This window comes from Bacteroides faecium (genome assembly GCF_012113595.1).
Classification (GTDB): Bacteria; Bacteroidota; Bacteroidia; order Bacteroidales; family Bacteroidaceae; genus Bacteroides; species Bacteroides faecium.
In genome coordinates this window covers 146,752-170,570 of sequence record NZ_CP050831.1, presented here as the reverse complement: position 1 = coordinate 170,570, position 23,819 = coordinate 146,752, and the positions used below count along the sequence as shown (strand labels likewise).

The following is a 23,819-nucleotide window of genomic DNA, read 5'->3' as shown; positions in this document are numbered from 1 at the left end:
ATTCAGTAAATGCCCTTTTCTATTTTGAGAATATCCCTATGAAGAGTCCCTTTTTATCCATTTTATTTTGGAATGTTTGATATTTTATGATTTAGTAAAGTCATGCTCAAAGGAATTTCGAGATAAATATATCATAAATTTTTGCAATAAATCATCAGAATAAGGTGACTTATAATGAGAGATTCTTTTTATATTAAATTTAAATTTTCTATTACTATAATCATAAATATCATCTCCATTTATCTTTAAGTCTTTTAAACATTCAGGAGCATATATGAATTTCTTAAGTCCTCGTATGTCTTGGTCATTAGTTTCCAGTTTTAACTTTATGTTGTTGAAGTAAATTAATGCCTTTTCATATTTCTCAAATTCTTTGAAAATGTACTCATATCTTTTTAGCCAAGGAAAATGTATCATTTCATTAGTCAAAGTTGGTTGATGCATGTTTAAAATAGCTTCTCCTGATACATTGTAAACAATCAAATCTAATAAGTCTAATGAAATATTCTTATAACTAGAAAAGTCTGCGTATTTAATTGTTTCTTTTAAATTAGGATCAATGATTTGTTCTATTGCAGGAGAATTTATTTTCTTGACATCGCCTTTCTTGAGAGGAACCAAAAGCCCATTCTTGTAGTTATATGCTCTTTTTCCACAAAAGCCATCAGTAGCTCTTAATGCTAGATTGCAAGGTTGAACTAAAAGTATATATTCTGTATTCTTAATTAAGAATATATCACCACAGGATATTGGTAAATATAATGGGTTGATAAGCTCAGAAGGAAGATAAATCTCGCTTTTACGTAGCTCTATTAATTGTTTGTTGTTTAAATGTGCTTGATAGCCTGTTCCTATCTCATCTATCCTGCGAATCTTTTTTATTGAATTATTAAAGGAACATCTTTTGGAGGGATCAGATATATGTCTCAAATTTTCTTCTTTAGACAATATCCCATATAGGCGGAATAAGGTGTTGATTTCCCAAATACCTTCTTTTAAAGAAGACTTTTGAATAATATGATTAAACGTCTTAGGTGATATGTTCTTTATTTTCTCAGTTGCCGTTTGGTTACTAGTCTGAAATACATCAATAGCTTGTTTCTTTAAATCTTCAACATAAGGCAAGAGAAGCATGTTTTTAATCCCTTCCGCAAAAGCGCTGATTTTGGGATCAAATGCAAATCTAGATTTAGAAATTGTATAAAACTTGCTTGATTCAATATTGAAGTCGCGTGAATATTTTTTTCTATACTCATCTTCATCCTCTTCTGAGAATGTGTGAGAGAAAATGCCGCATATAATTTTATTAGACAGTTCTTCTTGTTCTAATAACATTTGAGCTAGTTGTGCTCCATTTTTATCAGATATGAGATTATTCCCATTGTGAAATTGAAAATCAAATAAGCACAGAGCTTTCTGATCTTCTGTTAGTGATTTTATTAACTTATATTCATTGCGTATCCATTCATCTGGTGTTAGTTTCTTTATTTTGTCACCTAAACAGTTTTCTATTTCTAGGGCTGGGATAGTGTTTGCACTTTCTTCATCATGTAAATGAGTACAAACTTTATGTAATAACTCTCTTTTGTTTTCATTGTTATCCCACAAATTTATAGCTTGTTCTTCAAATCGAAGGGTAGGACCATCCCAGTCTAATGATTGAAAATCATTATCTGTTAAATAATCTCCATTATCTTTGATTTGTTTTAAACGAGCTTTGAATTCTTCTTTTTGCCCATTAATATCAAACTTATCGTCTATATAAATTATATATGCAATCTTTTCAGCATTAAATAATTGTTCAATGGATGATATCGCGTTCCTACGTGATTCTTCAATTGAAATATTCTTTGGAATGATTTCTAAAGATTCGGTACTATTATTTATGATAATTTTCTCATTCATTGCTCTGTAATAATATTTGATAGATTAATAGCGAATATGTATTTTCTTTTATGTTCGTTCCTGACGGGTTCTAATGTTATTGTACACCCAGAAGAATCCAATAATTGTTGAATAATAAATAACCCAAGACCTCTTCCTTCTCCTTTTGGTTTTGTTGTTACAAAAGGTTCAAATATTTGATTTTCTACTGCTGGAGGTATGCCATAGCCATTATCATTTATATAGATCCAAGGTGACTCAATTTTAATAGTAATATTCGGTAGAAAATTTTTGTCGTTTTTTTTCTGCTCGATAAGCCAGTATTCTGAATTGTTGACTATGTTGTCAATGATTTGAACAAGCTTTCCTCTATTTATGATAATTGAGAAATTATCTTTCAGGTCAATATTGAACTGAATATTTTGTTTCTTTAGTCTATTTCTATAATATTCATTTTCTTGTTCGAAAAAATCAATAAGACTGATAGTCGTTCTTTTTTCTCGGCTGTATTTGAGAGCTGGATCAAGATGCTTTAATTGTGTTTTTAATCCACTAACAGTCGAGTTTATGTATTCTATAAAAATATATATATCGGAATTTGTGATTTTGTTACCTTGAAGCTTAGTAGTGTAGAGAGACGCCCTTTCTGCTAATCTATCTGCTATAATAGCAAATTCATGACTTACAGCTTCTGCTGTTAATCCCAAACTAGCCAGTTCTGAAAAATATCCTAACTGTTCTTCTAGAATTTGAATTTTAGGTTCAAGTATATCAATAACCTCATTTAAATTTTCGGTTTTTGCTATTACTTTTTCAAGTTTATCTAGAGTGTTTTGAATCTTTTTTAATTCATTAAGTAGAACATCTACTTTTTCCGCAGTCTTTCTTTCTGAGTCAGTAGAAAACATCGGATTATTTTTTACAGTTCTTACAATTAGCTCAGAATCATTAATCGCTTTTTCTACTGTAACTACTGCATTTCGAAACTCAATCTTTACATCCTCTGTTTTTAATTTAGTTTCTTTGAGTTGATTAAAAGCCTGATAAACTGTTTTTATACCATTGTTTTCTGTTTTATATGTATTGAGAAAATTATTATAACCTCTTCTAATTGATCTTTGATATAAATTTATCTGATCTCTAACAAAATAGATTATAGTAAAAAAGTTTCGTGAGTAAGGATTTGAATTTAACCCTGATCTATCTGTCTTGTCTTTTAATTCATAGTTTTCTCCCTCATCTATAGAAATATATCCAATTACGTTATCAGGTCTTAAGTCATAAAAAGATGTTTTGGTTTGTGAACTTGATAGTCCTAACCAGTCTTTATTATTATTGTTAATGCCATATGGTAAGACTGCGAATCCATTTCTATAGATTTTGATACCAATTTGTGCTTGGGCAAAATCTCTATAGTTTTCAAATTTTCCAAAAATACTTTTGATGGAATACTCATTTTTAAGTTGTTCTTCTTTGTAAGAGAACTCGTTTATAATACCATAAAAATTTCCTGGAATAGCTCTTTTGCCATCCAATATTTCAAGTTTTAAATCTTTTTCTATATCATATACCCTTTCAAAATTTATAAAATAAGGGCTATTTGATTCTTTCAGATCACTTATTTTCTTATTTAAATAATTATATAGTTTCCTTCCATTATCAACTTCTACATAATTATGGTATGCTTCTTTAGCTTCCAATTCATTTCCTAAGAATTTCGCTAATCTTGTCTGACCATAGATAGTTAGAGTGCTTCCTTTTACTGTAAAAGTGAATTTAGAAATCGCTAAATCTGATAAACTTTCATTAAATTTATCTAGTTCTATTGGTTGTTCATTTACTTTGAGATAAACTTCGAATGGTCTGTTCTCTTTGTATGGAGATATAACTTGTAATATTTGTCCCTTGAATTTTTCTAAATTTTTGCCTTTCCAAACTTCTGCGTTGTTTAAGTGGCTGAGTAGTAGTATTGTACCTTTCTTTTTTTTGCTTAAAAAGCTTTCGTATTTTACTTCAACTTTGCTTAGGGCTTCTTTTTCTTCAAAATCTTTCCAGTTGAAAGCTATGTGAATTCCCTTTTGTTCTATTTTATTTGTGTATATCTCACATATATTTGCGAGACGTTGGGTACTAAGTCTTCCAAGTCCCTTTTCACCAAGGGGGGTTCGCCCTTCCGGAGTCTTTTCTTTTGGGCCATTTAAACTTCTTTTGTTAGAATAGGATATAAGTAACCATGATTTCATGATGGTCTCTTTATCCATACCAAATCCATCATCTTCAATAACAATAAAACCATCATGGTTAGGATAAAAAAGATTGTTTTTAGTATACTGTCCTTTTGTATTTATTTCTATTGAAACGTAAGAAGCGTCAGCATCGTATGAGTTTTTTATTAACTCTAACAACGCTGTGATTTCGTCTGAAACTAGTTGTTCGCCAAGTTGTTTGACTATATGTGGAGTTATGTCAAAGTGATATTGAGGACTATCCATTATTCCGTCTTTTTGAAGATTAGAATTTTTTCTTTGCTCATTGTATCAGAAAAATTATTTCTTCCAGGCATTCGTTTACTTAATATTTCTCTTTCTAAATTGGTGAATATTTTTACACCTTTTGAAGCAAGTAGCTCTTTTAAAATTAAATCATTCTGAACTATTTGTTTATTTACGTTTCTATTACCAATAGTCCAAACCATAAAAGAGTCTTTTTCCATTTTGGGAAGCATGTTATCGATGCTTTTATTTAAATCATAAATGAACCTCGTCACCTTTTCTGCTTTTTTCCTTTCTGTATCTTTAAATTGGGTAACGAACTTTTTCAAAGATCTCGATTTGTTAAACATTAGTTCCTCAAGATCCTTAATGTTACTCCTTGCTTGCCCACCTAGACTTTTAGTGTCAATTATTTGAGCATTTTCTAAATAATTAATATCAATACTGTTATCTATATCATGGACTGGAATCCATTGTAATGGTAAATACGAGAATTGGCCATAAGTAACAGTTGTTTGATTATCCCCATAGGGAGGAGAAGTCACAAGTAAATTGAATGACTTGTCTGTTCTAATTTCTTTATTTGTATCTCCCCATACAACTTCTATTTCTTTTAGATACTTTCCATTTTGTATATGCCCATTCTGTACCAATATAGTGATGTAATCACTAATGTTCTTAATGTTTTTTTTAGATATAGATGTAAATGTTTTTATAGCAGATACTTCTCTTGATTTAATGTCTTCAAGTGATCTCATATGCATCTTGAAAGTGGAAGTTCTATCATTACTCGTAAGGCGAATTACTTCAGCCAAAACTATCCAAAAAAATTTTCTAATTCTTATTATAGATTCTTTACTAATAGCTCGAAAAATTTTAGATAAATCAATTTGTACATTTTTGGTAAACCATTTATCTATATTAGTAAAGTTGATTTCGACGGTATAAGATTGATCTGTGTTGATATGATTGATTATTCTAGCTTCAGCTTCATCAAGCTCTTCTTTTGAATAATAGGAAGTTTTCACTTGGCTTAATAGTAATGAAAGTGGATTTATGTCTTGTCCAAAAACATTCATTCCATATTTCATACCCGTCACTAAAGTATTTGAGGCTCCCATGAATGGGTCTAATAACGAAACTTCATTATTTAATACTTCCGCAAGTTCTTCTATTATTGGTTCTTGAACTGATGGAACCATCATTGCCGGATAATTAAGGAGGCTACGGGCAAAATCACTTCTACTATAGTTTGTCCCATTTAGCACTTCACTGCTAATGGATTTTATATTTCTCTTTATTTTCCTTTCTAATATTGCCATTTAGTAATTCCGTTATAGCGTTTTTTAATAAAACAATATGTACTAAGCTTATTCCTTATATGTTAGAACAAACCTGTTAGCATTGTGTTTTATGTACTCCTATATGTTTTACAAAGTTAAGTATTTTTTTTGAGTATTTTCTACGTTAGCAATAAATATTCTTCAGATTTAATTCGATATACGGTATTTTGAGCGAAGTGGAATAAAAAAAATAACTGTAACTTGCCTTTTTAATCGTTTCGCTCATACTTGTTTGAGTTTAACTTTGAGCGTAATGGATAGAACTTTTAAACGAAAAAAGCAGCTATCTGATTTAGACAACTACTTTTTTTTCAGTGATCCGCCTGGGGCTCGAACCCAGGACCCCAACATTAAAAGTGTTGTGCTCTACCTGCTGAGCTAGCGAATCAATCCTTATTTGCGAATCAGTTATTTCCTGATTGCGGGTGCAAAGGTAGTGACTTTTATTTAATCTGCAAGTGTTTCGTAGAAAAAAGTTTCAATTATTTTTTCTCTATACCGCTTGTTTCTTGATTATCAGTAATTTCGGCTTCATCATATTTTATCTTTTCTTTGTTGATAATAAAGCGTTGATAATAGGAAAGCATTAAAGTGGTTAGAGGTAACGCGATGATCATTCCCAACATTCCCATTAAAGAACCCCAAATAGAAAGAGATAAAAGGATGATGGCAGGATTCAGTCCGGTAATCTTTCCCATGATTTTGGGGACGAGGAGAGTATCCTGTATAATTTGTACGATGGCGAAAACAGCCAATGCACATGCGATGATAATCCAGAAATTTTGTCCGGTATCGGCTGCTTTGAGGATAGCCAATACAATGGTGGGGAGAAAACCGATGATTTGCAGGTAAGGAACCATGTTGAGAGCTCCGATGAAAAGCCCCAAAGCAATAGCCATCGGGAAATCAATAATCAGGAAACCTATACTGAAAAGAATACCTACGCAGAATGCGACCAATGCCTGCCCACGGAAATATCTGTTCATGCCGTCCTGTACATCATAAACCAGGTTGGAAGCGAATTTGCGGTATTTGTTGGGAAGCAGGTGCAACCATCCTTCGGCTATGGCTTCATAATCCAGTAATATAAAGATTACATATAATAATATGATAAAGGAAGCAAGGATACTGAACAGGATATTAATGGATTCTGCAAGTAAAGTCCACATCTTGGGTACAGTTTCCTTGATTGCGGCAAGAATATTCTCTTCGCTCAACATTCTGTTTAATGCAACCAAGTCGAGATTCTCATGGACAAATTCGGAAAGTGTTTTGGGGACATTGCTGCCGCCGCCATTCGTGAGATAGCTCACTAATAAATCATTCATCCTGCCTATTTCGGAAACCATAGGCGGAACCAGCAGATAGAACAGCGCTACTCCGATAATACTAATCAGAAATAGAGAGCAGAAAATGGAAAGGATACGGCTTTTCAGTTTTAGCCTGTACTGGAAGAACTTGACTAACGGATAAACCATATAAGCAATCAGCCAGGCAATAAAGAAAGGTAATAGCACTCCGCTCAGTCGTTCTACAAGCATTAAGACTCCTACCACCATCACGCATCCGATGGCACCACGTATAAAACTGTCGAATGTTATCTTTTTCCTTTCCATAGTTGTTTTCTGTTGAGTTTATATCTTTTGCCCGTCCTCTTCCAACGCCCGGAGGTAGCATTGCCTGCAAAGAGGCTCGTATTCCGCAGTTTCACCCAAAAAGACTTGCTTGTCGTTCTTGACTGTACGATGTGAGAATGATGCCAGTTCTCCGCATTTTACGCAGATGGCATGCACCTTGGATACTTCATCGGCTATGGCACAAAGCTGTGGCATCGGTCCGAAAGGATTCCCTTTGAAGTCCATATCCAAGCCTGCAATAATGACGCGAACTCCATTATTTGCAAGCTGATTGCATACGTCTATCAGTCCGCTGTCGAAAAATTGCGCTTCGTCGATGCCTACCACATCTATTTCGGAAGTAAACAGCAGGATACTTGCCGATGAATCAATAGGAGTGGAAGCGATGGAATGGCTGTCGTGTGAAACGACGTCCTCTTCCGAATAACGGGTGTCGATAGCCGGTTTGAATATCTCCACACGCTGACGTGCAAATTTTGCCCGTTTCATTCTGCGAATCAGTTCTTCTGTCTTTCCTGAGAACATAGAGCCGCAGATAACTTCGATTCTACCTCTTCTTTTAGTCTCCTGTATGTGGTCTTCTGAAAATAATACCATGTGATTTCGTGCTTTCTTGATTAAATAAATGACTGCACAAAGGTAAACAATTCAATGTGCAAGAACTGTTAAAATATCCATTATTTTAAGTTATTGCATAAATTATTCCTACATTCGCACCATATTAATAATAGATGAACATGAAACAGAAGCTATTAACAGATATCGAATTGGATGTTCATGAGTTGAAGTATCTCATGGAGTCTTTTTCCAAAGAGCCGACTCAGACTTTATCTGAACTGTTGAAGCGGAGTATTATGCGTATGCAGGGACGTCTGGATGAATTGTCGCAGGAAATAGATTCTGTTGAGTTGAGTTCTTTATCTTCTCTTGTCGTAGAAGAAACGGTAGTGGAAACGAATGACATTACCGATCCGGAAGAGAATACATCTGTTATTATCCAATCTCCCGAACCTGTTATTGTAGAGGAAGACGAGGAGGACAGTTCTCTTATTATAGAGGAAGAATCTGCTATATTAGAAGAAAAATCCGTCATTGCAGAAAACCCCGTCATTGCAGAAGAGCCTGACGTCAAAGAGGAACCCGTCGTCAAAGAAGCCCCCGTCATTAAAGAGGAACCCGTCACCGAAGAAGAACCAGTTATTATAAAGAAGGAAGAACCAAAATCCGTAGTGTTGGGAGAAAGTATTAAACTGGCTGCCGGCTTGCGTCATTCTATCAGTTTGAATGATTCTTTCCGTTTCTCACGCGAATTATTTAAAGGGGATACTGATTTGATGAATCGTGTGATTGAGCAGATATCAGTAATGAGCTCCTACAAGACTGCTGTCGCGTTTCTTTCCTCCAAAGTTGAAATAGACGAAGAGAAGGAAGCGGTAGTTGACTTTCTGGAGTTATTGAAAAAGTATTTTAATCAATCAGCATAAATAAGAAATATATGGGAAAGTTGTATGTAGTACCTACGCCGGTAGGAAATCTTGAGGACATGACCTTTCGGGCTATCAAGGTTCTGAAAGAGGTCGACTTGATTCTGGCAGAGGATACGCGTACTTCCGGTATCTTGCTGAAACACTTTGAAATAAAGAACGCAATGCAATCCCACCACAAATTTAATGAACATAAAACGGTGGAAAGTGTTGTTAATAGAATAAAGGCAGGTGAAACGGTTGCGCTGATTTCGGATGCCGGAACGCCTGGGATTTCCGATCCCGGATTCCTGGTGGTTCGTGAATGTGTGCGCAATGGTATCGAAGTGCAATGCTTGCCGGGAGCAACGGCTTTTGTTCCGGCACTCGTAGCATCGGGATTGCCGAACGAAAAATTTTGCTTCGAGGGTTTTTTACCCCAAAAGAAAGGACGTCAGACACGACTGAAGGCATTGGCAGAAGAACGCCGTACCATGGTGTTTTATGAATCGCCCCACCGTCTGTTGAAGACGTTGACACAGTTTGCCGAATATTTCGGCGCTGAACGTCAGGCAACCGTGTCGCGCGAAATATCCAAGCTTCATGAGGAGACGGTTCGCGGCAGCTTGGCAGAACTGATAGAACACTTTACCGCCACCGAGCCGCGGGGCGAGATTGTGATAGTATTAGCAGGAATAGACGATTAAAATAACTTCATTTAAAAACGTAAAACGTAAACGTATGAAAAAGTTAGCAGTTTTATTTGTATGCGCAGCCATGTTGGCTTCGTGTGATGGCTTTAAAGGTGGAAGCAAAGACCTGAAGGCTGAAAATGATTCTCTTTTGATGGAACTGACCCAGCGCAATGCTGAACTGGATGATATGATGGGAACTTTCAATGAAGTACAGGAAGGTTTCCGTAAGATCAATGCTGCTGAAAGCCGCGTGGACTTACAACGCGGAACGATTACTGAAAATTCAGCCAGCGCCAAACAGCAGATTGCTTCTGACATCGAATTCATCTCTAAACAGATGGAAGAAAACAAGGCTCAGATTGCTAAATTACAAGCTCAGTTGAAGAAAAGCAACACCAATTCTGCACAGATGAAAAAAGCTGTTGCCGCTTTGACTGCCGAATTGAACGCTAAACAACAGCGTATCGAGGAACTTCAGACAGAACTGGCTTCCAAGAATATCCGTATTCAGGAGTTGGATGCTGCTGTCAGCGACTTGTCTGCTGCTAAAGAAACTCTGACTGCAGAAAACGAAGCAAAAGCTAAGACCGTTGCCGAACAGGAAAAGAGTCTGAACGCTGCCTGGTTCGTATTCGGAACAAAATCTGAATTGAAAGCTCAGAAGATACTTCAAAGCGGAGATGTCCTGAAGAGTGCTGATTTCAACAAGGATTATTTCACTCAAATCGACATCCGTACGACGAAAGAAATCAAGTTATACTCTAAACGTGCTGAGTTGCTGACTACTCATCCTGCCGGTTCTTATGAGTTGGTAAAAGATGACAAAGGTCAACTGACATTGAAGATTACTAATCCTAATGAATTCTGGAGTGTATCCAGATACTTGGTGATCCAGGTAAAATAAGGTAGGATTCCTTTTTTGAATTGCCAATGTGCTGATTCCTGGATTCAAGAAATTAGCACATTGGCTTTTTTGTTTCTTATACACACCCATAGCTACTGATGAAATATAAAAATCTGTTTTTTGATCTTGACGACACTATTTGGGCTTTCTCCCGTAATGCCCGTGACACTTTTGAAGAAGTATATCAGAAATATGCATTCGACCGTTACTTTGATTCGTTCGACCATTATTATGCGCTTTACCAAAAACGTAACACCGAACTTTGGATTGAATACGGTGAAGGAAAGGTGACGAAAGAAGAATTGAACCGTCAACGTTTCTTTTATCCTTTGCAGGCGGTAGGAGTAGAGGATGAGGTTTTAGCCGAACGGTTCTCGAAAGATTTCTTTGCCATTGTTCCTACTAAAAGCGGTCTGATGCCTTATGCCAAAGAGGTGTTGGAGTATCTTGCCCCTAAATATAATCTGTATATCCTTTCCAATGGCTTTCGGGAATTGCAATCGCATAAGATGCGTTCGGCGGGCGTAGATGGTTATTTCAAGAAGGTGATTCTTTCGGAAGATTTGGGAGTGTTGAAGCCCCGACCCGAAATCTTTAATTTTGCTTTGTCTGCCACTCAATCGGAGTTGCGCGAAACGTTAATGATTGGTGACAGTTGGGAAGCTGATATTACCGGAGCGCATGGGGTAGGGATGCATCAAGCCTTCTACAACGTGACAGAACGGACAACTTTTCCTTTTCTTCCTACTTATCACATCCATTCTCTGAAAGAATTAATGAATTTATTATAAGTTTTCTGGATTAAGTCGTATTTTTGTTGCGTTTAATAAATGCATAAAAATACGATATAATCATGGATAGTGCACTTCTGCCTTTTGCTTTGCTTTGTTTCACTTCGTTTTTTACATTGACCAACCCTTTGGGGACAATGCCCGTCTTTCTGACAATGACTCATGGAATGACGGAGAAAGAGCGTCAGTCAATTGTTCGTCGTGCCACTATTGTGTCGTTTATCACGATAATGGTTTTCGTCTTTGCCGGTCAGTTTCTTTTTAAATTCTTCGGTATTTCTACTAACGGATTCCGTATTGCCGGGGGAGTGATTATCTTCAAGATAGGCTTCGATATGCTTCAAGCCCGTTATACGCCGATGAAACTGAAAGATGAGGAAATCAAGACGTATGCGGACGATATCTCTATTACTCCTCTCGGTATACCTATGTTGTGTGGACCCGGTGCGATTGCCAACGCCATCGTATTGATGCAGGATGCCCATTCTTATGAAATGAAGGGGATACTGATAGGTACTATTGCATTGATTTATCTATTGACTTTTTTCATTCTTCGTGCTTCCACGAAATTAGTGAATGTCTTGGGTGAAACGGGGAATAATGTGATGATGCGTCTGATGGGATTGATTCTGATGGTGATTGCTGTGGAATGTTTCGTGAGCGGGGCGAAGCCGATATTGGTGGATATTGTGAGAGAGGGGACTTGTTTTAAATAGAATAGGAGAACTCTATATTCGCAGGTACTTTCTTGTATACGACCATACATGAAAAGGCGTCTCTCCAAGAATTTGATAAATACTTCTCAGAAAGACGCTTTTTATATAATTTAATTAGATATTTCTATTTGTCAGCATCGCGTGTATCCCACCACATGGTGCTTCCCCAAAAGTAATCCACAACAGATGCATTAGCTATCTTATAATTCTCTGTATTCAGGTTGGCTTCTGTATCCGGATAACCGTATCGCATTGGGGGACATTTATGTCCGGGGTAGTAACAGTCGGGAGCTACGGCGTTATCAGTCGGAAATCCGGTCCGGCGGTGACAAGACCATGCTTCCATGCCTTGCTTGAATAAAGAAATCCATAATTGTTCAAAGAGCTGTTTGTCTGTGCCATTGTATTTAGCTTCATTGGCCAGATACGATGTGATGTCGTCTTCTGCTATGCCATTTTCTTCCAAAGATAATCTGACAGCCTTGTTGTAAGCATCTTCCGCACTTATTCCAGTGGCAAATCCCAGTTTGTTGGCTTCAGCAATCTCGAAATAAGTTTCGCAGGCACGGAACCAAGGAGTAAAGCCGGCTAAATCTTGCATAAAACGTTTGCCTACTTTTGAATAATTAGCTACGGTTGCATAAACCTTTTTCCCATTGGGATAGCCAATATATTCAGGATTTCCCTCCTTTTCGCTGTTGGCAGTAGGAAGTGCGTAGACAGAAAGACGAGGGTCATTATAACTTTTCAGTTTATTCACCATTAATTCGCTGGTTCCATATTCATTGGCACGTTCGCGATAATAGTCTGCCCAAGGCTCCGGGTATTCGTTGCCCCATGTGAAGAAAGCATTTTGTGAATTCTCCTCGATTAGAGGATATTTGGCCGGATTACCCAGAATTTCTTCTACCGTACTTCTTGCCAAGTCTTTGGATACTCCGGAAATACGCATAGCCATGCGGAGACGGAGAGAATTGCAATAACGCTTCCATTTATTTATACTACCTCCGTAGAGTACGTCTCCGCTGCCTATGTCATCTCCGTTTTCGTCTAAAGCGTCGGCTGCAACCTTCAACTTGGCAAGTAAATCCGGGTATATATCTTCCTGCTTGTCATATTTAGGTTTCTTGATTGTTTCCAACTGGCAAGCTTCTGTATATGGAATATCTCTCCAACGGTCCGTTGTGATCTGGAAGATCTGACATTGGAAAATAGTAGCTACCGCTTCCATGTTCTTGGACTTATCTTCCTGTGACATGGCAATGATGTCATTCAAGTTGCTGATAATAAGATAGCAAATTGCCCATGAGTTGTTGTTTACATTCGGACGAAAATTATAATACCCTTCTTCCGTGTAAGAGAGCTTTGATATTTGACCGGCAAATCCGCTGCACTCGTTCAAATCAAACCATTCATCAAAAAGATTATCTGATGCATCACGTAAACAGTGAGCCAGTATATTTGTCGCGTCCACTGTGGTGGGGCGGTCGGGATCGGTATTTACTTCGTCAAAAGAGTCAGTACATCCGGCTGTCATTAACGAACTGACCAGCAGAAGTACATATAATTGGTTGATATATTTTTTCATATTTCTATACGGGTTTAATTAAAATGTTACACCTAGTTTGATGCCGAGGCTACGTGTCGGAGGAACAGAATTTGATTCAAAGCCTACTCCGTTATTATCTGATGCAATGCTTGATTCCGGATCAATTTTAGCCTCATTATGTTTGGATAGTTTCAGTATGGCAACGTTGTTGGCAATGAATGACACGTTTGCCGATTGAATGAATTTGGTTTTACTCAATAGTGATTTCGGGAAAGTATAGGTTAGGTGTATTTCGCGAAGTTTCAGGAAAGAGCCGTCGCAAACCGCCATTTGCTTATTTGAATAATAACTTTGATAATAGTCTTGAGCACTGACAGTTATATTATTTTCTGAGCCGTCTGCTAATACACATTTTTTATCCTTCAAAACATCTTTTCCTACAATCACTCCTGTTTCACGGATATTGCCTGCTGCCGTGAAATCCAGAATACCGGTTTGGGCACCGAACATTTGAGTTACAGAGAAAAAGTCTCCTCCTTTGCGGAAATCCAGCAAGAATCCCAAGCTCAGGTTCTTGTAAGTAAATTCGTTTTGGAAACCTCCAATCCATTTCGGCGTTACATTGCCAATCTTTTGGTTAGCTGCCAATACGGGAAGACCGTTGTCGCCGATAATGACATTCCCGTTATCGTCATATTTGAATGATGCTCCATAAAGTGTTCCCCAAGATTCTCCCACTTTGGCATAATTATATACTCCCCAGTTGTTGTTGATAGTATAAGTGTCCAACCCTTCCGATAATTCCTGGATTTTACTCTTGTCCTTAGCCCAGTTGAATCTTGCAGTCCAACTGAACCCACCCAGATTTTTGATAATATCAGCAGTAATCTGTAATTCTATACCCTTGTTCTGAACTTTTCCCGCATTGATTAGTGACCATGAGTAACCGGTGGAGCGCGGAACTTCTATAGTCATAATCTGATCGGAAGTTTCTTTATTGTAGTAAGTCAAGTCTACACGCAGGCGGTTTTTGAGGAAAGAGGCTTCAACTCCCAGTTCGTAAGTCAAAATCTTCTCTGGTCGTAACTCTTCATAAGGTGCCGTAGTCGGTTTGTAGAACTGTGATGTTCCGTTAATGGTATAATCGTCTGTATAATAATATTTTCCAATCATATATGCATCGGTAGCATTACCTATTTTTGCCCAACTTCCACGGAACTTTAAATAGTTCATAACGTCCGATTGTAAAGATTTGAATGTTTCTGTAGGAATCCAGCTCAAACTGAAAGCCGGATAGAAGAAGTCTTCTTTAATCGTTGAACTCCAGTCATTGCGCATGCTCACGTCGGCATATATTTGGCTGTCCCAACCTAACGATAAATTTCCATATACAGAATTGGAGCGAATGTGGGAGTGGTCCATATTTGTATATGGAGAGCCTTTGACATTGCTCATTGTGTATAATCCCGGTACGGTAAGCCCTTCCGAACCGGCACCTTGCGAACTTTGGCTGAAGTTAAGGTCACGGTAATTAGCTCCCACCAGTCCGTTGACGGAAAGTTTACCGAACTGATCGTTATAGTAGGCGACTACATCGGCATTCAGTTCCTTTTGCGTTTCGCGAATGTCACGGAACCAGCCGTTAGTGTGCTCTGTATCATATAAGATCTGCGAATTAAGTGTACTGCTGTACATGTCATATCCCAATCGCCCTTCTATTTTTAAGAAACTGAACGGCTTAACGAATACTGAACTTTTCCCGAAGAAGCGGTTGCGGTCGTATTTATTTGGATTGTTGTACACATTATAATACGGATTTACATGAAAAGATTGGTTCCAGTTATAACGGTTTCCGTTTTCGTCCAGTTCATTGTATTTTTCTTTGAGCACTTTCATGTCTACTTGTCTGCCAAACCACTGGAGAATGGATTGAAGCGGGTTGCTGGCAGTGTATCCCGTTGCGATAAGATTTCCACTGTTTGTGTTTGTGTAATTCATTGCTATGTCAAAGTCAATGTATTTGTTTACATTGTAAGTGGCATTCATTTGCCCGGTAATCTTTCTCATGTCAGTGTTAGGAATAGTACCGATTTGGTTACGATAGCCCAACGAAGCACGTACAGTTGAATTTTCTTTCACGCTGGTAACAGAAAGATTATGATTTTGGGATGTTCCTGTTTCAAAAAAGTCCTTGATGTTATTCGGATTGGACACCCAAGGAGTTGCTTGGCGTACTCCATTAACGATCGGGCTGTTGAATTGTGGAATCATTAATCCTATATCCAGGCGCGGCCCCCACGATTCGTCGTCATTATCGTTAACACCGTTTCCGGTTCCGTCAACATAATTGAAACTTTCATTCAATACATAGTCGGAGTATGAACTGTATGAGCCTTTACCGTCTCTGTTGTATATATATTCGCTACCATTAGCTCCCTGCCCGTATTTGTTTTGGAGTCTCGGCAGGTTGTAAACCCGGTCGACGGTAAAGTCCATATTGTAAGAGACAGATACCCCCTTGTCATTTTTTCTTCCGGATTTTGTGGTAATCAGGATTACCCCGTTACCGGCACGCATACCATAAAGAGCAGCGGCTGAACCTCCTTTTAATACTGAAATAGATTCAATATCATCCGGATTAATATCGTTCATTCCGGAGCCCAGGTCAAGTACACCACCATTGTTATTAGTTCCTACGTCATTGCCACGTGCATTAGAAGTTGCCTGATCGTTAATGATAGGAACACCGTCTACTACAATTAAAGGCTGGTTTTCTCCGAATGATGAGTTTCCTCGAACTACGATGCGTTGTGAAGAACCGACTGCACCTCCCGACTGTGTAATTTGTACACCTGCCATTTTGCCGGACAATGCTGAACCTACATTTAGCTGACCGCCTTTAGTCAATTCTGTTGCACCCACTTCCTGGACTGCATATCCCAATGCTTTTTTCTCACGAGAAATTCCCAACGCAGTAACAACTACTTCATCCAAAACTTCAGCATCGGATTTTAGAATTACTTTTAATTGTGGTTTGATAGCGACCTCTTGCGTTTGCATACCAATGTATGAAATTTGCAAAGTCTTTGCAGAACTAAATATTAGCGTAACCTCTTTATTATGAGTGATTAACAGATTATGCTATATTTACATAGCATAAATATAGATTAAATATATGGTATTGACAATCAACATATTAATATTAAGAAAGAATCTTGAATCAGTGATTTATTCTACTATATTTCCACCAAATTAATTAGTGTATTTATTTGGTAATCAGAGGTATGGTCTTAATATTTAGGTGTAATGATAAATACAAATTGTTACCATTTAATGCCAGGTAACCATTTTGTCGCCATTGATTGTAATGAAACATTACAGAAGTTGAATGCATTTTCTCACTGGATATTTATTCTCAATCTTTCTGTCTTCCTCTCCACCTTTTTCCTGTTTCTTCGATGAATAAAGGGATTGCGGGTAAAGAACAACAACTTCACCTGTATGCGATTAGTTTCAAAAATTGTTCCTCCTAGTGAAACCATTCGTTTCTCGGTGTGGAACACTTCGTTTCAAGCAGTGAAACACTTCGTTTCACACCGAGAAACAAAGTGTTTCAAATAGGGTTGAAACTAATTACAAAATAGCTTTACTAATCATGCTCAATTGTGAAAGCAGGAATCATCAATTCATTATTCATTTCCGTACCGAAATGAATAAGTCTTTTAACACAACTAGTCTGTAAATTGATCGCTCTTGGCTATAAAACAAGAATTTTAGAAATGAAACATTCTAGTCTAAATTTTATGCGTACCATTTCCCTTCAATAACGCTGCCTTCTCAAGATCACGTACAACAGTTATGTCCATTATATTTGCATATACCTGAGTGGTTTTCACGCTTTTATGACCTAATAATTTTTGTACAGTGGTAATATTTGCACCACTATATAATAATAAGGTAGCATTTGTATGACGGGCGGTATGAAAAGATACCCGTTTGTCAATACCTGCCAAGTTTGCTAATATATTCAACTCTTTGTTAATATTGGAATTATCTTTTAACTTGAAGAAATTATTCAGTCCCTCTTTATAGCGCTGTAATATACCAATTCCTTTACCTTCAAATAATAGGTATAATGGCAGGCGTACTTCAATTCCTGTTTTTACAGATTTGTATATAAGCCAGGTTTCCTGATGGAATTCAACAATATTCGCTGATGTCAGATTTATAAAATCGGAATATCGCAGCCCTGCATAACAACAAAATAAAAAAGCATCTTTTGTCTTTTGTAATTTTACAAATTTTCCTGTTAACTGTAAATCTTCAAATTTATGCAATTCTTCCGGTGACAAATGTGTATGATTGCCTTCCACACTTTTAATCTTATATTTTCTGAAGGCATATTTCTGTACATCCATATGTTCCTTGTTAATAGCAACGTTGACATACCGTTTTAGGTGTTTCATATGCTTGGCTATAGTGTTAAGGTGATACCCTCTGGATTGCAGGTAATTGTCAAATGAAGAAACAAATTCAAATGTCAAGTCCGTAAACGATATATCTTTTTTGAACTCCCGAAGTAGTTCAAGCGTAGAAAGATGATTCTGCTTAGTACTTTCTTTCAATGAAGAGTTGGCAACTTCTTCTTTATAGAAACTCAAAAATGATCTTCCACTACTTACAGGTTTATCAATAGACTCTTTCAATAAATCCAGAGATATCGATTTTCCTTGTTGCCACAGTCCAAGTTCAGTTTGCTCAATCGCAGCTATATACTCATATAACATGCGGTTGAGAACATCAGCATTAGGGTGGCCTTTTACCATTCTCCGTTTAGCGTCCCATTGGTCAACTTTGAGGTATATTTTAGTAGAGAAATACATTTTCCTCCTGTTGAGATAAGCTTCTACCTGTACTAATGCCATTCCCTTCTTATTCAATTTCTTTTTTCTGTTAAACACAAGATTGTAACTAATCTTTTCCATACTTTTCCTTTTTAATTAATAATAGAACAAATTAAACGTAGTTCTGTGCTATATCAGAGATGAATATGCATTAATATCTCTAAAAAAATAATCTTTTAATAATTGAGTATTCACAAAACTTTAAATTAAATGCCACTTTTTTATAGCTATTCTTGTGCAAAAAGCAAAAAGTAGCCATACAAAAGGTGTTTTGTGACGATAAACGAGTGAAAGAATTCTTAAAAGGTACATTTTGCTCAAACAAAATATCACTGTCAGCTTTTGAAACAATCAACTTTGAACTTTAAAAAGATGTCTTTTAGCATAAAAACAACCATTAAAATAACAATATGTTATATTTGCAACCTTTTTTCATTAAAGTAATTGTTAGTTTCATATTTATTAATATATTTGCAAAATGTTAGAGTAAAGAAACAATTAATGTAAAGTTAAACTTTAAGAGAGAATTTATGAAAAGAAAATTAATGCTGTTATTGGCATGCCTTTTTGTGGGCATAAGTCTGGTAACTGCCCAAACTCAGAAGGTCACAGGCGTTGTGATTTCTGAAGAAGATGGGCAGCCGGTTGTTGGCGCTTCTGTGTTAGTAAAAGGTACCACCCAAGGTACAATCACAGATGTAGATGGTAACTTTAATTTGTCGAATGTACCAAGTTCTGCAAAGACTTTGCAGATTTCGTATATTGGAATGGAAACACAGGAAGTTACTATTAAACCTCGTTTGAAAGTCGTTTTGAAGTCCGATGCAAAGCAGATTGACGAAGTTATAGTGGTAGCCTATGGTACGGCAAAGAAAGCTGCATTTACTGGTTCTGCATCAACAATGAAAGCTGAAAAGATTGCTATGCGTCAGGTTTCTAATGTAACAAATGCATTAGTAGGTTCTGTTGCAGGTGTGCAAGGAACCAGTGCTAACGGACAACCGGGAGAGGATGCTAAAATCAAGATTCGTGGTATTGGCTCAATGAGTTCTAGCAATGACCCTTTGTATGTTGTAGATGGTGTACCCTATGATGGCAGTATTTCCGCTATCAACTCACAGGATATTGAGTCTATTAGCGTATTGAAAGATGCATCTGCCAGTGCTATTTATGGGGCGCGTGGAGCTAATGGAGTTGTTCTGATAACAACAAAGAAAGGCGTGTCCGGTGGTAATGCGGTAGTTACAGTCGACGCTAAATGGGGTAGCAACTCACGTGCTGTACCTAATTATAATGTAATGAAAGATCCTGCCATGTATTATGAGACATTCTACAAAGCAATGTATAATAGTCAGGCTTATAATGGAAAGTCGGCTAGTGAAGCACGTGCCTATGCTTTGAAAAACATGTTGGATGTAAAGAATGGTGGCTTAGGCTATCAGGTGTATAATGTACCAGTTGGAGAAGACTTCATTGGAACAGACGGTAAAGTTAATAAAAATGCAAAGTTAGGATATAGTGATGGTAATTATTACTACACTCCGGACAACTGGTATGATGAAATGTTCGATAAGGGCAACTTAAGACAAGAGTACAATGCTTCAATCTCCGGTTCGAGTGATAAATTGAACTTCTATATGTCATTAGGCTATCTGGACGACTCCGGTATTGTCGAGGGATCAGGTTTTACACGCTATACCGGTCGTCTAAAAGCTGATTATCAAGCTAAACCATGGTTGAAAGTGGGTGCGAATATGGGATATACCTATTATAATAGCAAAGCACCGACGAATCAGACTGACTGGGGATCAACCGGAAACTTGTTTTATATTACTTCCATGATCGCTCCTATCTATCCGATGTATGTGCGAAATGCTGACGGAAATGTCAAAGTTGATAATAATGGAATGACTGTTTATGACTCTGGTAACTCTACCGGGCAAGTACGTGCTTTCATGGCAATGTCGAATCCGGGAGTATCGCTGAAACTGGATAGATACGAATCTTTGACTAATGTAATTAATGCGAAATTCTATGCAATAGTGGATTTGTATAAAGGATTGCAGTTTAACGCTAATGTGGGTGTGAACACAAGTGACCAGCGTTCTTCAATTTTATATAATCCATTCTATGGTGGTTCTGTGTCAGCAGGTGGACAAGTAGAAGTTGAGCATTATAGAAAAATAGGATTGAATCAACAATTCCTGTTTACTTATAAGAATAGTTTTGCCCAGAAACATGGTATAGATATTTTGGCAGGTTACGAATCATACAACTTGAAGTTGCAAGACCTGGACGTACAAAGTAAAAAACTGTATAACCCATGGGTAGGTGAAATTAGTAATGCTATTTTCGAAACTCCCAAAGCGACATCTTACACCGATCGTTACTCTACCAAGGGATGGTTGTTCCGTGCACAATACGATTATGATGAAAAATACTTCTTCTCTGCTTCTTATCGTAGAGATGCTTCATCACGTTTCCATCCGGATAATCGTTGGGGAAATTTCGGTAGTGTAGGTGCGGCATGGTTAATCAATAAAGAAGAGTTCTTTAATGTTGACTGGGTAAATATGCTAAAGTTGAAGGCTAGTTATGGTGTGCAGGGTAATGATAATCTGAATTATAGCGATGGCACAACCAACTACTATCCTTATTTGGATCAATACACTCTTGGAAGCAGTAATGGAGATTTTGCTCCTACATTTACTTATAAAGGAAACAAGGATATCACTTGGGAAACATCTCATAGTGTCGATCTTGGCGTCGAATTCGGATTGTTCCACAATCGGTTAACCGGTAGCATCGATTATTTCAATCGTAAAACAACAGATTTGCTGTACAACCAGCCGGTATCTTTGACGCAGGGATATTCTTATATGCCTAAGAATGTAGGTTCAATGCGTAACTCCGGTGTTGAATTTGATTTAACCGGAGTATTGCTAAATACTGATAAGGTATATTGGTCACTTAGTTTGAATGGAACTCACTATAAGAACAAAATCCTCACTTTGGATTCTAGTGTAGCAGAAAATGGTATCACCAGAACTGTTACCATCTGGAAAGTTGGCGGTTCATTGTTTAACTCTTATCTGCGTGAATATGCGGGAGTTGATAAAGAAACAGGTAAGGCTTTATATTATGTTGACCCAGATAAAGGGGACAGAACTACAACTGATGACTGGTCTGCTGCCAAACAAGCGGATCTGGGCTCGTCACTTCCTAAAATATACGGTGGTATAAGTACTACAGTAAGTCTTTACGGATTTGATATATCTATGGCACTTTCTTATCAGTTAGGTGGCAAATTCTATGATTTCTCTTATCAGGAATTAATGCACTCGGGAGATGGCCCTGGTAAAAACTGGCACAAGGATATCTTGAAAGCATGGACGCCGGAAAACACAAATACGGACGTTCCTCGTATCAGTACAGCGGATAAATCCAACCAGTTGCTTTCTTCCAGATTCTTGGTTAACTCTAATTATTTATCCTTGAATAATATCACAGTCGGATATACTATCCCTAAGAGACTGAGTCAGAAGTTTAATATCAACAAATTAAGATTCTACGTTGTAGGTGATAATTTGGGGTTATTGACTGCGCGTAAAGGTGTTGACCCACGTCAAAGTTTAGGAACCGAATATTTCCAGGAGACAGGTGCCGGTATGTATACCTCACTTAGAACGATTTCCGGTGGAGTTACTATTACATTCTAAATTATTTGTAGAATAAAACTGAAAATTATGAAATTAGAAAAGTACAATATATTAGCAATAGGATTGGTAAGCCTTGTAATTGGAGCTTGCACTGATCTGGATACTAAGCCCGAGGGGGATATTATAACTTCTGAACAGAAAGAAGAGATAGCAGAAGCATTGCCCAGCCGTGTGGCAAGTGATGTTTTAGGAATGTTTGCTTCTATTGGTAAGCAAGGATGCGTATATGGAATGACAGACCCGCGTGACGATGATTTCGGATATCCTATGGCAGCACTTTGTCAGGATTTGAACTCGGCGGATATGGTTGCTCCGAATAATGACTTCAACTGGTTTTCTGTAGCCAGCGAATATTCTGACCGTACATACAACTATGCCAACCCATATATGCGTTGGAGTATGTTCTACACGCAGATTAAGCAAGCGAATGATATTCTGTCTTCTATTCCGGAAGATACGGAGATTGCCGAATTGAAATATTATCGTGGAATGGCATTGGCTACACGCGCTTTCGACTATTTCTCTCTCGTGCAAAACTATCAGTTTACTTATGTAGGGAACGAGGATAAGCCGGCTGTACCTATCGTGACAGATAAAGAAGCCGGAAATCCTTCTGATAATCCCCGTGCAACAGTGAAGGCTGTTTATGAACTTATAATGAGTGACTTGAACCAAGCCGTAACATTACTTGAGGGGTATAACAGACCGGCAGCTTCTAAGAACTTCATTAACCAGAACGTTGCTTATGGACTTCGTGCACGTGTTAATTTGGTTATGCAGAATTGGGCAGCGGCAGCAGATGATGCTACTAAGGCTCTTAGTGGTTATTCACCGGCTAGCAAAGGAGAGATTTCTAAACCGGCTTTTGTTGATGCACAAGCAAGCGCTAACTGGATGTGGGCTATATTATTAAATCCATCTAATATGCCTGCTGCCTATCCTTCATGGATTTCGACTATTTCGTCGTTCTCCGGAGATGCTTATACTGCAGGAGTTGGCTGTTATAAAATGATTAGTTCCATGCTTTATGCCAAGATAGGAGACAAAGACGTACGTAAAGGATGGTGGGTAGACGAGAACTTGAAATCAAAGAATCTGGATGGATTATCATGGGCTGGGTATGACGGCCAATCTATTCCGGAACTGGAGATTCCGGATGTAAAACAGAAGTTTACTCCATATACCAATGTCAAGTTTGGAGTTTACCAAGGCAATATCGGAACTACGATTAATTGTGGCGACTGGTGCTTGATGCGTGCGGAAGAAATGATTCTGATTCAGGCGGAGGCAACAGCGATGGCCGGTAACCCGGGCGGTGGTAAGAAAATACTGGAAGACTTCATAAAGGCTTACCGTGATGAAGAATATACTTGTACAGCAAGTTCCAAAGAAGAAGTGCAGGATGCTGTATGGTTACAACGCCGTATTGAGTTATGGGGTGAAGGTTTTGCGTTTCCGGATGTTATGCGTCTGAAAAAGAACATCGTTCGTTTCAAAAGCAGCGAAGTAGAAAAAAGTAACTTCCCGGATGCTTTCAAATTTAATCTTAAAGCAGACGATGGATGGTTGTTATTGCGTATTCCGCAGAAAGAGATTAACTCAAACAATGGAATCTCTGAAAGTGATAACAATAAGGAAGGAAAAATGCCGGTACAAGGAGATGGTGCCGGACTTACTGACGGTGTGACCGATTGAAATACTAATCTTTTCAGATAAAATATA

At 37.6% G+C, this 23,819-nt stretch carries 15 protein-coding genes and 1 tRNA gene; 7 read left to right on the top strand and 9 right to left on the bottom strand.

Annotated elements, in window-relative coordinates; translation table 11 throughout:
* Positions 1 to 84 precede the first annotated feature (84 nt).
* From BacF7301_RS00655 to BacF7301_RS00630, 6 genes are all read right to left on the bottom strand, one after another.
* Positions 85 to 1,905, bottom strand: coding sequence for a hypothetical protein (locus BacF7301_RS00655; protein WP_167959512.1), 1,821 nt, complete (start codon positions 1,903 to 1,905; stop codon positions 85 to 87).
* Positions 1,902 to 4,376: a sensor histidine kinase gene (locus BacF7301_RS00650; RefSeq protein ID WP_167959511.1), complete on the bottom strand. Its 2,475-nt coding sequence runs from the start codon at positions 4,374 to 4,376 to the stop codon at positions 1,902 to 1,904. Before BacF7301_RS00650 ends, BacF7301_RS00655 begins: the two co-directional genes overlap by 4 nt.
* Entirely contained in the window at positions 4,376 to 5,698 is a 1,323-nt protein-coding gene (locus BacF7301_RS00645) for a TRM11 family methyltransferase (protein ID WP_167959510.1), read from the bottom strand. Before BacF7301_RS00645 ends, BacF7301_RS00650 begins: the two co-directional genes overlap by 1 nt.
* Positions 5,699 to 6,034: 336 nt before the next feature.
* A tRNA-Lys gene (locus BacF7301_RS00640) sits at positions 6,035 to 6,107 on the bottom strand.
* 94 nt (positions 6,108 to 6,201) lie between these two features.
* Positions 6,202 to 7,335 carry an AI-2E family transporter gene (locus BacF7301_RS00635; RefSeq protein ID WP_167959509.1) on the bottom strand — a complete coding sequence of 378 codons (1,134 nt, stop codon included), beginning with the start codon at positions 7,333 to 7,335 and terminating at the stop codon, positions 6,202 to 6,204.
* A gap of 18 nt (positions 7,336 to 7,353) precedes the next feature.
* Positions 7,354 to 7,953 (bottom strand): thymidine kinase, encoded by a 600-nt coding sequence (locus BacF7301_RS00630; protein ID WP_167959508.1) that lies wholly within the window; start codon positions 7,951 to 7,953, stop codon positions 7,354 to 7,356.
* Positions 7,954 to 8,093: 140 nt separating this feature from the next.
* On the opposite strand from BacF7301_RS00630, the gene BacF7301_RS00625 reads away from it, so the two are divergent.
* The 5 genes from BacF7301_RS00625 to BacF7301_RS00605 all read left to right on the top strand — a co-directional run bounded on the left by BacF7301_RS00625 (position 8,094) and on the right by BacF7301_RS00605 (position 11,925).
* Positions 8,094 to 8,840 (top strand): DUF8457 domain-containing protein, encoded by a 747-nt coding sequence (locus tag BacF7301_RS00625; RefSeq protein WP_167959507.1) that lies wholly within the window; start codon positions 8,094 to 8,096, stop codon positions 8,838 to 8,840.
* An 11-nt stretch (positions 8,841 to 8,851) separates the two neighbouring features.
* On the top strand, positions 8,852 to 9,526 hold the full coding sequence (rsmI, locus tag BacF7301_RS00620; protein ID WP_167959506.1) for a 16S rRNA (cytidine(1402)-2'-O)-methyltransferase: 675 nt from the start codon (positions 8,852 to 8,854) through the stop codon (positions 9,524 to 9,526).
* Positions 9,527 to 9,560: 34 nt separating this feature from the next.
* Entirely contained in the window at positions 9,561 to 10,418 is an 858-nt protein-coding gene (locus BacF7301_RS00615; protein ID WP_167959505.1) for a Cbp1 family collagen-binding glycoprotein adhesin, read from the top strand.
* Positions 10,419 to 10,516: 98 nt separating this feature from the next.
* Positions 10,517 to 11,209: a YjjG family noncanonical pyrimidine nucleotidase gene (locus BacF7301_RS00610; protein ID WP_167959504.1), complete on the top strand. Its 693-nt coding sequence runs from the start codon at positions 10,517 to 10,519 to the stop codon at positions 11,207 to 11,209.
* A gap of 62 nt (positions 11,210 to 11,271) precedes the next feature.
* Positions 11,272 to 11,925: a MarC family protein gene (locus BacF7301_RS00605; protein WP_167959503.1), complete on the top strand. Its 654-nt coding sequence runs from the start codon at positions 11,272 to 11,274 to the stop codon at positions 11,923 to 11,925.
* Positions 11,926 to 12,049: 124 nt separating this feature from the next.
* Here the strand turns inward: BacF7301_RS00605 and BacF7301_RS00600 are convergent, their stop codons facing one another.
* The 3 genes from BacF7301_RS00600 to BacF7301_RS00590 all read right to left on the bottom strand — a co-directional run bounded on the left by BacF7301_RS00600 (position 12,050) and on the right by BacF7301_RS00590 (position 18,459).
* A complete protein-coding gene (locus BacF7301_RS00600; RefSeq protein ID WP_167959502.1) occupies positions 12,050 to 13,513 on the bottom strand; it encodes a SusD/RagB family nutrient-binding outer membrane lipoprotein in 1,464 nt (487 codons plus the stop codon).
* 18 nt (positions 13,514 to 13,531) lie between these two features.
* Positions 13,532 to 16,576, bottom strand: coding sequence for a SusC/RagA family TonB-linked outer membrane protein (locus tag BacF7301_RS00595; protein ID WP_256380268.1), 3,045 nt, complete (start codon positions 16,574 to 16,576; stop codon positions 13,532 to 13,534).
* A 692-nt stretch (positions 16,577 to 17,268) separates the two neighbouring features.
* Complete coding sequence (locus tag BacF7301_RS00590; protein WP_167959500.1) at positions 17,269 to 18,459, bottom strand: site-specific integrase; 1,191 nt, start codon at positions 18,457 to 18,459, stop codon at positions 17,269 to 17,271.
* Between the two features lie 449 nt (positions 18,460 to 18,908).
* On the opposite strand from BacF7301_RS00590, the gene BacF7301_RS00585 reads away from it, so the two are divergent.
* Together BacF7301_RS00585 and BacF7301_RS00580 are read left to right on the top strand one after the other, a co-directional pair.
* Positions 18,909 to 22,097 (top strand): SusC/RagA family TonB-linked outer membrane protein, encoded by a 3,189-nt coding sequence (locus BacF7301_RS00585; protein ID WP_167959499.1) that lies wholly within the window; start codon positions 18,909 to 18,911, stop codon positions 22,095 to 22,097.
* Positions 22,098 to 22,124: 27 nt separating this feature from the next.
* Entirely contained in the window at positions 22,125 to 23,792 is a 1,668-nt protein-coding gene (locus BacF7301_RS00580; protein ID WP_167959498.1) for a RagB/SusD family nutrient uptake outer membrane protein, read from the top strand.
* The last annotated feature ends 27 nt before the right edge of the window (positions 23,793 to 23,819 follow it).